Here is a 12,635-nt window from a genome sequence, read left to right as displayed (position 1 = left end):
CAGACCAATGGGTAGCCCCGGGATCACCCTCGATAGATCAGTCGCGAAGCCTTCTCGTTACGCAACGTCAGGTGTTCCATTCCCAGCCCCGGCGCGTCGGCTTCCTCGCGAGCCTTGAGAATCACGCCGTGGTGCGGGGACTTGCTGCACACCGGGTCAGCATTTTCGGCATCTCCGGTCAGCATGAATGCCTGGCAGCGGCAGCCGCCCAGGTCCTTGTGCTTTTCATCGCAGGAGCGGCACGGCTCCTTCATCCAGTCATCGCCACGAAAGCGATTGAAACCGAAAGAATCAGTCCAGATGTGCTCGATGCTGTGCTCGCGCACATTGGGAAACTGCACCGGCAACTGGCGGGCGCTGTGGCAAGGCAATGCCGTACCGTCCGGGGTGATGTCGAGAAACAGATTGGCCCAACCGTTCATGCAGGTCTTGGGGCGCTCTTCGTAGTAATCCGGGGTGACGAAGATCAGCTTGCACGGGTGGCCCTGCGCTTCAAGACGCTCGCGGTATTCGTTGGTGATGCGCTCGGCGCGCTGCAATTGTTCGCGCGTGGGCAACAGGCCAACCCGGTTGAGCTCGGCCCAGCCGTAGAACTGGCATGTCGCCAATTCGACGAAATCCGCTTCCAGCTCCAGGCACAAGTCAATGATCTTCGCGATCTGGTCGATGTTGTGCCGATGGGTGACGAAGTTCAGCACCATCGGGTAGCCCTGGGCCTTTACCGCCCGGGCCATCGCGAGTTTCTGGGCGAAGGCCTTGCGCGAGCCGGCGAGCATGTTGTTCACCGCTTCGTCGGCGGCCTGGAAGCTGATCTGGATATGGTCCAGCCCCGCGACCTTGAAATCGCGCACTTTCTGTTCGGTCAGGCCGATGCCCGAGGTGATCAGGTTGGTGTAGTAACCCATGTCCCGGGCGGCTTTGATCAGCTCGGCCAGGTCCTGACGAACCAACGGCTCGCCGCCGGAAAAGCCCAGTTGCGCGGCGCCCATCTCCCGCGCTTCGCGGAACACCCGGATCCACTCTTCGGTGCTCAACTCTTCGCCTGATTGGGCAAAGTCCAGCGGGTTGGAGCAATACGGGCATTGCAGCGGGCAACGATAGGTCAACTCCGCCAACAGCCACAGCGGCGGACCCGGGCGCGAGTCACTCGATCCAGAATTGAGCATGGGCCACCCCCAGAAATGCCAGCACGTCCTCGTCGATCCCCGGCACACCGGGAAAACTCGCGGACAATTGATCAATGATGGTCGCGACGCTGCGCTGGCCATCCACCAAATCGAGAATCTGTCCGGCACTGGCATTGAGTTTGATCATGCCTTCGGGATACAGCAGCACGTGGCAATCCTGACGGGGCTCCCATTGCAGGCGAAAACCCCGGCGCAGCGACGGTGATTGCTCGCGGTTGAACGGGCTCACAGGGCGATCCCCCGGTGCCAGACGTTCTCGGTTGTGACGGTGTGATACGGCGGGCGCGCCAGCTCGTAGGCCATGCTCATGGCGTCGAGCATGCTCCACAGCACGTCGAGCTTGAACTGCAGGATTTCCAGCATGCGTTGCTGACCTTCGACCGTGACGTAGTGCGCCAGGGTGATGCGCAAGCCATGCTCGACATCCCGTCGCGCCTGAATCAGGCGAGTACGGAAATAGTCGTAACCGCCGGCGTCGATCCACGGGTAATGAGTCGGCCAGGCGTCGAGCCGGGATTGGTGGATGTGTGGCGCAAACAGCTCGGTCAGCGAACTGCTGGCGGCTTCCTGCCAACAGGCGCGTCGGGCGAAATTGACGTAGGCGTCCACGGCGAAACGGACACCGGGCAGCACTAATTCCTGTGAAAGGATTTGCTCGCGATCCAGCCCCACCGCTTCGCCCAGCCGCAGCCAGGCTTCGATGCCGCCTTCGCTACCGGGGGCACCGTCGTGATCGAGAATCCGTTGCAGCCACTCCCGGCGCACGTCGCGGTCCGGGCAGTTGGCGAGAATCGCGGCGTCCTTCAGGGGGATGTTCACCTGATAGTAGAAGCGATTGGCGACCCAGCCTTGAATCTGCTCGCGGGTTGATCGGCCGGCGTACATGGCTTGGTGGAATGGATGATGGATGTGGTAATAGGCGCCTTTGGCGCGCAGGGCCGCTTCGAATTCGGCTGGGGACATTGCTTTGTCAGTCATTGCGGTTCTCCTGGAAACTCTGCTGTGTCTGGTCTGGCCTCATCGCGAGCAAGCTCGGCTCCCACAGTAGTCCGGTGTGAGCATAGATTTTGTGTACACCAACAATCCCCTGTGGGAGCCGAGCTTGCTCGCGATGGGGCCATCCGCTACAGCTCAATACTCATGCCGTCAAACGCCACTTCGATCCCGCGCCGCTCCAGCAGCGCCCGCTCGGCCGAGTCTTCATCGAGGATCGGGTTGGTGTTGTTGATGTGGATCAGCACCTTGCGCTGGCGAGTGAAGCCTTCAAGGATCTCGATCATGCCGCCAGGGCCGCTTTGTGACAGGTGACCCATTTCACTGCCCAGGTTCTGGCCGACTTCGCAGACTCGCATCTCGTCGTCGCGCCACAAGGTGCCGTCCAGCAACAGGCAATCGGCGCGTTGCATCCAGCTCAGAACCTCGTCGTCGACCTGTCCCAGGCCCGGCGCGTAGAACAGCGAAGCGCCGCTGCGCCGGTCTTCGATAAACAAGCCGATGGTGTCGCCCAGCTGCGGATTGCCGCGATTGGGCGAGTACGGCGGTGCGTTGCTGACCAAGGGGATCGCGCGAAATCGCAGGTGCGCGCAAGCCGGAATGCTGAAGGGCTCGCGGTCGAGCCCGACCGGTTGCCACTGCAACCCGCCGTTCCAGTGTTTGAGCATGGTGAACAACGGGAAGCCGCTGCTCAGGTCTTCATGGACCCGTTCGGTGCACCAGACCTGATGCGGGCAACCTTCGCGAAGGCTCAACAGGCCGGTGCAATGATCGATCTGGCTGTCCATCAGGACGACGCCGGCAATCGCAGTATCCCGTACCCGGCGTGCCGGTTGCAGCGGCGCGAAACTCTCGAGTTGCGCGCGAATGTCCGGTGAAGCATTGCACAGCACCCAATCCACACCGTTGTCGCTCAGGGCAATCGAGGACTGGGTACGCCGTTGGGCCCGCAGGCTGCCATTGCGCATCGCGGCGCACTGGCGGCAGTTGCAATTCCATTGCGGAAAACCACCGCCAGCGGCGGATCCGAGAACGCGAATGTGCATGGGCAATGCTCCAGAAGGCAGGCCCGGCCAACGTAACGGCTGGCCGGGTGAACAATCAGCGGTTGGCGAAATACATCGTCACTTCGAAGCCAATGCGCAGGTCGGTAAACGCGGGTTTAGTCCACATGGGTCAATCCTCTTCTTATGCCGGACGATTCCGGTAAAGCCATTAATGCACGGGGCGCCAGGCACCCGAATGCTACTTTCGAACGAGGTGGCGGCGTGCATTGGTAGGGGGTGTTGCGCGGTTTTTAGTACACACAAAACCAATGTGGGAGCGAGCTTGCTCGCGATGGCGGCGTGACAGTCAACATCAATGTTGAATGTACTGGCCTCATCGCGAGCAAGCTCGCTCCCACAGGGTTTTGCGGTGTTCTTACGGGTTAGAAGAACCCCATCGGATTGATGTCGTAGCTCACCAGCAGGTTTTTGGTCTGCTGATAGTGGTCGAGCATCATCTTGTGGTTTTCACGGCCGACACCGGATTTCTTGTAACCACCGAACGCGGCGTGGGCCGGGTACAGGTGGTAGCAGTTGGTCCAGACACGCCCGGCCTTGATCGCCCGGCCCATGCGGTAGGCACGGTTGATGTCGCGGGTCCACAGGCCGGCACCGAGGCCGAACTCGCTGTCGTTGGCAATCGCCAGGGCTTCGGCTTCGTCCTTGAAGGTGGTGATACCCACCACCGGGCCGAAGATTTCTTCCTGGAACACGCGCATTTTGTTGTGGCCCTTGAGCAGGGTCGGCTGGATGTAATAACCCGTCGACAAGTCGCCCTCAAGACGCTCGGCCGCGCCGCCGGTGAGCAGCTCGGCGCCCTCATCCTGAGCGATTTTCAGGTACGAGAGGATCTTGTCGTATTGCTGCTCGGACGCCTGGGCGCCGACCATGGTTTCGGTGTCCAGCGGGTTGCCGCGCTTGATCTTGACGATCTTCTTCATCACCACTTTCATGAAGTCGTCGTAGATCGACTCCTGCACCAGCGCTCGCGATGGACAGGTGCAGACTTCGCCCTGGTTGAAGAACGCCAGCACCAGACCTTCGGCGGCCTTCTCGATGAACTGCGGCTCGGCTTGCATGATGTCTTCGAAGAAAATGTTCGGCGACTTGCCGCCCAGTTCGACAGTGCTCGGAATGATGTTCTCGGCCGCGCATTTCATGATGTGCGCGCCAATCGGGGTGGAACCGGTGAAGGCGATCTTGGCGATGCGCTTGCTGGTGGCCAGCGCCTCACCGGCTTCGCGACCGAAACCCTGAACAATGTTCAGCACGCCAGGTGGCAGCAAGTCGGCGATCAGCTCAGCGAAGACCATGATCGACAGCGGGGTCTGCTCGGCGGGTTTGAGTACCACGCAGTTACCGGCGGCCAGGGCCGGGGCGAGTTTCCAGGCGGCCATCAGCAGCGGGAAGTTCCACGGAATGATCTGACCGACCACGCCCAACGGCTCGTGGAAGTGATAGGCGGTGGTCAGCTCATTGATCTCGGCGGCACCGCCCTCTTGAGCGCGGATGCAACCGGCGAAGTAACGGAAATGGTCGGCGGCCAGCGGCACGTCGGCATTCAGGGTTTCGCGCACGGCTTTGCCGTTGTCCCAGGTTTCGGTGACGGCGAGGATTTCGAGGTTCTGTTCGATGCGGTCGGCGATTTTAAGCAGCACCAGGGAGCGGTCCTGCGCTGAGGTTTTGCCCCAGGCATCGGCGGCGGCATGCGCTGCGTCGAGGGCTTTTTCGATGTCAGCGGCACTGGAGCGAGGGAATTCGGCGATCACTTCACCGGTGACCGGCGAAGAGTTGGTGAAGTACTCACCATTGACCGGGGCGACGAACTCGCCGCCGATGAAATTGCCATAGCGCGGTTTAAACGTAACGACGGCGCCAGGTGTACCAGGTTGTGCGTAAATCATGGTGGGCCTCTGTCTGGGTCGATGCCTGTCGGGCAAACAGGCGATGAACCGATAGTAGAGAGCCCTGCGCGTCAGACGAATGCGCCGTTGGCAGGAGGACTCTCGTTATTTGGTAGTAGGAGCTGAGCTTGCTCGCGATTGAGGCGCCGCGGTGATTCAGTCAAAACGCGGTGAGTTCATCGCGAGCAAGCTTTGCTCCTACAGGTTTGATGCAGGCATTCGATCAGTGTTTGGCCACCAGGTCTTTCGGCAGCTTGAAGGTCCAAAGCATGCCACCCTGGTTGAAATCCTTGATGCGCTTGGCCACTTCGCCGCCCCAGAGAGGAACAGCACCACCCCAACCAGACAGTACCGATACGTACTGTTCACCATCCATTTCCCAAGTCACAGGCGAGCCGAGTACGCCGGAGCCGGTCTGGAATTCCCAGACTTTCTCGCCGGTCTTGGCATTGAATGCCTGCAGGAAACCTTCCGGCGTGCCGGTGAACACCAGGTTGCCCTTGGTGGTCAGTACTCCGCCCCACAGCGGCGCGTAGTTTTTGTGGCGCCAGACTTCCTTGCCGGTTTTCGGGTCGATGGCGCGCAGCACGCCGATGTAGTCTTCGTTCAGCGGTTTGATGGTGAAACCGGCACCGAGGAACGCCGCGCCTTTCTTGTAGGCGATGCCTTCGTTCCAGATGTCCATGCCCCATTCGTTGGACGGCACATAGAACAGTCCCGTGTCCTTGTTGTAGGCCATCGGCATCCAGTTTTTCGCGCCGAGGAACGCCGGGGCTACGAATACCGAACTGCCTTTGGCTTCGGTGCCTGGCGCGCCTGGGCGGCTGGCTTCGTTGTAGATCGGCCGGCCTTCTTTATCCAGGCCGGTGGCCCAGGTGATCTTGTCCACGAACGGGAAGCCGCGAATGAATTTGCCGTTGGTGCGGTCCAGCACGTAGAAGAAACCGTTACGGTCAGCGGTCGCGGCGGCTTTGATCTCTTTGCCGCCTTCGGTGTAGTTGAACGAGACCAGCTCGTTTACGCCGTCATAGTCCCAACCGTCGTGAGGCGTGCTCTGGAAGTGCCATTTGATGGTGCCGTCATCTGGATTGAGCGCCAGGCGCGAAGACGAGTAGAGGTTGTCGCCAGGACGCAGGTGCGAGTTCCACGGCGCCGGGTTACCGGTGCCGAACAGCAACAGATTGGTTTCCGGGTCGTAGTAACCGCCCAGCCAAGGGGCGGCGCCGCCGGTTTTCCAGAGATCGCCGGGCCAGGTCTTGCCCGCTTCGCCGCCGGAGATGCCGTTCTCTACCGCTTTGCCGTCCTTGTAGGTGTAGCCCATGTGGCCTTCTACGGTTGGACGGGTCCACAACAGGTCGCCGTTTTTCGGGTCGTAGGCTTCGATTTTGCCGACCACCCCGAACTCGCCACCGGCAACACCGGTGATCAGTTTGCCGTTGATCACCAACGGCGCGGCGCTGATGGAATAGCCTTCCTTGTGGTCGGCGACTTTCTTGCTCCAGACGACTTTGCCGGTGTCCTTGTTCAGGGCCACGAGCTTGGCGTCGAGGGTGCCGAAAATCACCAGGTCGCCGTACAGCGCGACACCACGGTTGATCACGTCACAGCAAGGACGGATGTCATCGGGCAGGCGCGCATCGTATTGCCAGAGTTTCTTGCCGGTGCGCGCATCCACCGCAAACACCCGCGAGTAGGAACCGGTCATGTACATCACGCCGTCCTTGATCATCGGCTGTGCTTGCTGACCGCGTTGTTTTTCACCGCCGAAGGAGAATGCCCAGACCGGCCGCAAGTCCTTCACGTTGTTGACGTTGAGCGTGTCCAGCGGGCTGTAGCGTTGACCCTGGACGCCCAGACCGTTGGTGACGATCTGCCCCGGGTTCTTGGGATCCTGGAGGATGTCTTGATCGGTGACGCCGGCCAATGCCGAGCCAGACAACAGCATGGCACTGAGCAGCACGCTCAAGACGAAGGGTTGGCGACGTGCGGGTTGGGTCATGACGGCTACCTCTGCAGTTTTTGTTATACCCGGGAAATTTTCCCGGTCTGGTGCAGATTCTTGGCCGCCGCCGCCCTTGGAACAATTGCCCGCAGTGCTGAGATTGCTAGTTCCTTAGTACCGGGTCGGAGGAGATGGACACAATCAAATCTGTGGTCCGCACCGATCCCCTGTGGGAGCGAGCTTGCTCGCGATGGCGGTGTATCAGCCGACATCAATGCTGAATGTGAGGGCCTCATCGCGAGCAAGCTCGCTCCCACAGGGGGGTTGTGTTGCTCACTTTTGCGCGGCGGAATCGACGCGGGTCATTTGTGCGCGTTCGTAACGTGGATACAGATGGCTGACGCTGCGGATCAGTTCGTAACGACTCAGGCTGATGCCGGCGAAACGCTCGGGGATGGGGCTGCGGATCATCTCGGCCATGTCGCTGCCGTTGGCGGCGCCATCGCGCATGAGCTGATCGAGCCAGGTCAGGTAGTCGCGCATTTGATCGAACGGCTGTCGATCGCTGGCCACGGGGCCGTGACCGGGGACGATCAGCGTCCAGGGCAAGCCTTGAAGGGTGGCAATGTCCGCCAGCCACACCGCCAAACCCGGACTGTTGGGCGTGGTCAGCGCCCGTTGGTAAAACACCAGATCCCCGGCAAACAACACACCGGTTTTCTGGTCGAGAATAGCCAGATCCGCGCCCGTGTGCCCACCCAGGCCCAGCAGACGCAGATCGTGATCCCCAAAACTTCTCACGCCGGGTGTCAGCGTCCGGGTCGGCAACACCACTTCGGTGCCGCGCATCCAGTCGCCCACCAGGCGATACATGTTCTCGGCCATGGCATCGCCCTGCTGATGCAACAGCTCGGAGGTGCCGGCCAGTGCACCAATCGGCACGTCAGTGAAGGCCTGGTTGCCGAGCACATGATCAGGATGATGATGGGTCAGCAACACCTCGATCACCGGTTTGTCGGTGATCGCGGCAATCGCCTTGCGCATCGCTTCGCCATAGCGTTTCGACGGCCCGGTGTCGATCACCACCACACCCTGCTCGGTGACGATGAACGCAGTGTTGACGATGTTGCCGCCGTTGGCCTTGGCGAAATTGTCGGTGCTGCCTTCCAGCAGCCAGGTGTCTTCGGCGATCTGTCGGGGCTTGAGTGAGTAGTCGAGTTCGGCCAGGGCCGGCAGGCTCAAACCGATGAACAACAGCAGCATCCAGCGCATCACGCGCTCCTTTGGGTCAGGGTATGGCCGCATCGAATTGATTGCCGCTGTTGTCGCGCAGCATCAGGCGCGTCTGCCCTGCCCCTTCGATATCGAAGGCCAGGTTGGGGTTTTCGCTGACAGCGGGAAACAGCTCCAGACGGGCCAACAGCTGATCGTTCTGATCCCGCAGTTCGGCATGGTTGATGAAGAATTCCGGGATGCCGCTGACCATGCCGTTGTCCATCGGGTGCGCCACCTGCAAGCGCACACGACTGAATTCGCCACGGGGATAACGACCACCCAGCACTTCGCCGATGTGCTCTTCCCAGCCCGGCTGAGTGCGCACCACACTCGGCGCCGTGCAACCGCCGCCGGCCGCATCGATCAGGGTCGAGCCGATATGCCAGACCCCATCGCGGGTCAGTACCGCCGCGCGCAACGGCGTGGCCTGCTCGATACGGATGCGGATCGACAGCCACGGCAGCACCCGGTCCAGCGGCTGAAAATCGACAATTTTCGGCAAGGGGTTGAGTTCTGCCCAGGCGAGGATTTTCACCACCTCGCCCTTGAACGCTCGCGCGTCGATTTCCAGCGGCACTTGCCGGGCGTCTTCGGCGAACGGCGGCGCCAGCAGCTTGACCCGCTCGTCGAACACGAACGGCGCATCGCCGAGCATTTGCTTGTGATAGAAGGCCCACATCACCGAGGGCACCGTGTCTTTGCCCGGGTCGATGTCCACGGCGTGCGCGGCGATGGGTAACCAGCAGGCCAACAGACAACCCACTCGCCAGTTCACTATTGATACATCTCGGGCACGTCATAGCGCAGGCCGTAATGGCCATAAATGGTTTTGACAGCGCCCTCGCGGATCAAGGCTTCCAGTGCTTCTTCCACCGCATAGGCCAGTTGACGGTTGCTTTCATGCACCGCCATGCCGATCTCCCAAAGCTGCTTGCCCATGTTCGGGTAGGCGTTTTCCGCCAGTGCCACTTGCGGGTCGGCCGCTTCATGCACTTGCCAGTCGATCTCGCCGCGCATGGCCATGACCGCATCGACTTCACCGGCCTTCATGGCCGCGAACGCTTGAGGTACACCGGGATAGTGGTGGGTTTTACCGGCGAGCATGCCGTTGAACACCGAAGTCAGGTAGAACGACGGCACGCTGTCGACTTCGACGCCGATCGGGTGGTGCTCGAACACGGCGACGCTACCGACCTTGTCCAGCCGACGGCGGTCATAGGCGACCTGCCATTGTTCGTTCTGGTACGGCCCGAACATCACCACATGGCCGTTTTCCAGCTCACCCACTTCATTGCGTTTTTGCGCGTAGTCGCGATCGTACGGCACACGCATCATCAGGTCGGCCAGTTGCAGATCGTGTAACTGACTGGCACGCCAGATGTAATCGCGCAGGTCGTCATCGAGCTTCTCGCCGGCCGGCGCCCAAATCAACGTCAGCCGCACGCCGAGAGCCTTGGCCAACGCCTCGGCGAGCTCGACATCAACGCCACGGGCCTGGCCGGCGTCTTCAAAACTGTAGGGGGCGAAGTCCTTGTAGACCGCTACTTTGAGTTCCCTGGCGGCGATCATTTCGTCATAGGTACGGACCTGCGCCTGCACTGCCTGGCAGCACAGCAACACAGCACTGATCAACACAGCGAGCAGGCGCATGGATTACTCCTCGACGTGAACACTGTCCAGGTAAGTGCGTACCGCCCACAAGGCTTCCTGGCTCAGGTAGTCGGCCATCTTCGGCATGTAGACCCGGCCGTCACGCACGGCGCCGTGGCGCACGCGTTCGACGAACCATTCATCACCCGCCTCGGCGACATCGAGCATGCGCAAATCAGGGGCGATGCCGCCGGATTTGGCTTCCAGGCCATGACAGGCCGCACAGTTCTGGTTGTACGCCGAAGAGCCGATTTCCACGGCCTTATCATGTTCCGGCGAGGCGCGGTAAGGGTTCACCGATGCCCAACCGTCGGCATCAACCTGCACGCCGGCGTCCTTGATCGGGGTCAGGCCCGGGGTGGCAACAGCCTGGGGGACCACGTTACCGTGGGCCCAGACGGAACCTGCGCTGATAAAGCCGGCCAGCAGACCGGCAACGAGTAAGGCGTTGCGTTTTGTTGTCATTGTTATGCCCTCTTGATTGCACGCAAAACCTCTCTGGAGAGGCTATGGCACCCATCTTAGGAAGGGCTTCGCGCAAGCCCCATGCTGCTTTGGTGGCCGCCGTCTAGTTCCTTGGTAGTAGAGCTTGTGGCGCACACCTAAATCAGGTGCCGTACGGGAAGTATTCCCGGCAACAGCGGGACTTTTTCCGTATCCGCCAACACCCTGGGCGCACCACCCTGTGCAGGCCAAAACCTCCACTGGGAACTGCAACCATGACAATAAGATCGCTACCCGCCCTTTCCCCTCTGTCTATCGCCGTGCAGGCTTTTCTGCTGGTGGGCAGCCTGTCCCTGAGTGCTGTCAGCTACGGCGCGACGGCACCGGCCACCCCGACCCGCAATGTGAGTTGGGAAGACATTGCCAACGATCACCTGACCACCAAGGACGTGCTGCAATACGGCATGGGCACCAACGCGCAACGCTGGAGCCCGTTGGCCCAGGTCAACGACAAAAACGTATTCAAGCTGACCCCGGCCTGGTCCTATTCTTTCGGCGATGAGAAGCAACGCGGCCAGGAATCCCAGGCCATCGTCAGCGACGGTGTGGTCTACGTCACCGGTTCCTATTCGCGGGTCTTTGCCCTGGACGCCAAGACCGGCAAACGCCTGTGGACGTACAACCATCGCCTGCCGGACAACATTCGTCCGTGCTGCGACGTCGTGAATCGCGGCGCGGCGATCTTCGGCGACAAAATCTACTTCGGCACCCTCGATGCGCGGCTGATCGCCCTGGACAAGAACACCGGCAAAGTGGTGTGGAACAAGAAATTCGGTGACCACGCCGCCGGCTACACCATGACCGGCGCCCCGGTGCTGATCAAAGACAAAACCACCGGCAAGGTGCTGCTGATTCACGGCAGCTCCGGTGATGAGTTCGGCGTGGTCGGGCAGCTCTTCGCCCGCGATCCGGACACCGGCGAAGAAGTCTGGATGCGGCCCTTCGTCGAGGGTCATATGGGCCGTTTGAACGGCAAGGACAGCACCACGACCGGCGACGTCAAGGCGCCGTCCTGGCCGGATGATCCGACCACCGAAACCGGCAAGGTCGAGGCCTGGAGTCACGGCGGCGGCGCGCCTTGGCAGAGCGCCAGTTTCGATCCTGAAACCAACACCATCATTGTCGGCGCCGGCAACCCCGGCCCGTGGAACACCTGGGCTCGTACTTCCAAGGACGGCAATCCTCACGATTACGACAGCCTCTACACCTCGGGCCAGGTCGGCGTCGATCCGAGCACTGGCGTGGTGAAATGGTTCTACCAGCACACCCCGAACGATGCCTGGGATTTCTCCGGCAACAACGAGCTGGTGCTGTTCGATTACAAGGACAAGGACGGCAAAACGGTCAAGGCCACCGGCCATGCGGACCGTAACGGCTTCTTTTACGTGGTGGATCGCAACAACGGCAAATTGCAGAACGCATTCCCGTTCGTTGACAACATCACCTGGGCCAGCCACATCGACCTCAAGACCGGCAAGCCGGTGGAGAATCCGGGTCAGCGTCCGGCCAAACCGTTGCCGGGCGAGACCAAAGGCAAGTCGGTGGAAGTCTCGCCGCCGTTCCTCGGAGGCAAGAATTGGAACCCGATGGCCTACAGCCAGGACACCGGGCTGTTCTACATTCCGGGCAACCAGTGGAAAGAGGAGTACTGGACCGAAGAGGTCAACTACAAGAAAGGCTCGGCCTATCTGGGCATGGGTTTCCGCATCAAGCGCATGTACGACGATCACGTCGGCAGCCTGCGCGCCATGAACCCCACCACCGGCAAAGTGGTCTGGGAGCACAAGGAGGCGCTGCCATTGTGGGCGGGTGTGTTGGCGACCAAGGGCAACCTGGTGTTCACCGGTACCGGCGACGGTTTCCTCAAGGCCTTCGATGCGAAAACCGGCGCGGAGCTGTGGAAGTTCCAGACCGGCAGCGGCATCGTCTCGCCGCCGATCACTTGGGAACAGGATGGCGAGCAGTACGTCGGCGTGACCGTCGGTTATGGCGGCGCGGTGCCGTTGTGGGGCGGCGACATGGCCGAGCTGACCAAACCGGTGGCTCAGGGCGGGTCGTTCTGGGTGTTCAAGATCCCGAGCTGGGATAACAAAACGGCGCAGAAGTAACGCCACCTACCTTGCTGATACGACTC

The 12,635-nt window shown here is 61.0% G+C and carries 12 protein-coding genes; 1 reads left to right on the top strand and 11 read right to left on the bottom strand.

Annotation, left to right across the window (positions count from 1 at the left end; translation table 11 throughout):
* Positions 1–23 precede the first annotated feature (23 nt).
* The 11 genes from pqqE to pedF form a co-directional block, all read right to left on the bottom strand.
* Positions 24–1,166 (bottom strand): pyrroloquinoline quinone biosynthesis protein PqqE, encoded by a 1,143-nt coding sequence (gene pqqE / locus ACA079_RS13985; RefSeq protein WP_497703967.1) that lies wholly within the window; start codon positions 1,164–1,166, stop codon positions 24–26.
* Positions 1,144–1,416: a pyrroloquinoline quinone biosynthesis peptide chaperone PqqD gene (gene pqqD / locus ACA079_RS13980; RefSeq protein WP_497703966.1), complete on the bottom strand. Its 273-nt coding sequence runs from the start codon at positions 1,414–1,416 to the stop codon at positions 1,144–1,146. Before pqqD ends, pqqE begins: the two co-directional genes overlap by 23 nt.
* Positions 1,413–2,165, bottom strand: coding sequence for a pyrroloquinoline-quinone synthase PqqC (pqqC, locus tag ACA079_RS13975; RefSeq protein ID WP_497703965.1), 753 nt, complete (start codon positions 2,163–2,165; stop codon positions 1,413–1,415). The genes pqqD and pqqC overlap by 4 nt, the downstream gene beginning before the upstream one ends.
* Before the next feature lie 146 nt (positions 2,166–2,311).
* Positions 2,312–3,226, bottom strand: coding sequence for a pyrroloquinoline quinone biosynthesis protein PqqB (gene pqqB, locus ACA079_RS13970; RefSeq protein ID WP_497703964.1), 915 nt, complete (start codon positions 3,224–3,226; stop codon positions 2,312–2,314).
* 55 nt (positions 3,227–3,281) lie between these two features.
* Entirely contained in the window at positions 3,282–3,353 is a 72-nt protein-coding gene (gene pqqA, locus ACA079_RS13965) for a pyrroloquinoline quinone precursor peptide PqqA (protein ID WP_003253598.1), read from the bottom strand.
* Positions 3,354–3,609: 256 nt separating this feature from the next.
* Positions 3,610–5,130, bottom strand: a complete 1,521-nt coding sequence (gene exaC, locus ACA079_RS13960) for an acetaldehyde dehydrogenase ExaC (protein WP_497273262.1) — start codon at positions 5,128–5,130, stop codon at positions 3,610–3,612.
* A 223-nt stretch (positions 5,131–5,353) separates the two neighbouring features.
* The gene (locus ACA079_RS13955) at positions 5,354–7,129 is read right to left on the bottom strand and encodes a PQQ-dependent methanol/ethanol family dehydrogenase (protein WP_497703963.1); all 1,776 of its coding nucleotides are present in this window, start codon (positions 7,127–7,129) and stop codon (positions 5,354–5,356) included.
* A gap of 276 nt (positions 7,130–7,405) precedes the next feature.
* The gene (locus ACA079_RS13950; protein WP_497703962.1) at positions 7,406–8,344 is read right to left on the bottom strand and encodes a quinoprotein relay system zinc metallohydrolase 1; all 939 of its coding nucleotides are present in this window, start codon (positions 8,342–8,344) and stop codon (positions 7,406–7,408) included.
* Positions 8,345–8,360: 16 nt separating this feature from the next.
* The gene (locus tag ACA079_RS13945; protein ID WP_497703961.1) at positions 8,361–9,122 is read right to left on the bottom strand and encodes a quinoprotein dehydrogenase-associated SoxYZ-like carrier; all 762 of its coding nucleotides are present in this window, start codon (positions 9,120–9,122) and stop codon (positions 8,361–8,363) included.
* On the bottom strand, positions 9,122–9,997 hold the full coding sequence (locus ACA079_RS13940) for a substrate-binding periplasmic protein (protein ID WP_497703960.1): 876 nt from the start codon (positions 9,995–9,997) through the stop codon (positions 9,122–9,124). Before ACA079_RS13940 ends, ACA079_RS13945 begins: the two co-directional genes overlap by 1 nt.
* Positions 9,998–10,000: 3 nt before the next feature.
* Entirely contained in the window at positions 10,001–10,462 is a 462-nt protein-coding gene (gene pedF / locus ACA079_RS13935) for a cytochrome c-550 PedF (RefSeq protein ID WP_497703959.1), read from the bottom strand.
* A 254-nt stretch (positions 10,463–10,716) separates the two neighbouring features.
* Between pedF and exaA the strand changes: the two genes are divergently transcribed.
* The gene (exaA, locus tag ACA079_RS13930; protein ID WP_497703958.1) at positions 10,717–12,609 is read left to right on the top strand and encodes a quinoprotein ethanol dehydrogenase; all 1,893 of its coding nucleotides are present in this window, start codon (positions 10,717–10,719) and stop codon (positions 12,607–12,609) included.
* Positions 12,610–12,635 lie beyond the last annotated feature (26 nt).

The sequence above is a fragment of the Pseudomonas sp. LBUM1645 genome, assembly GCF_059716185.1.
This window is presented reverse-complemented; position numbering and strand designations above follow the sequence as displayed.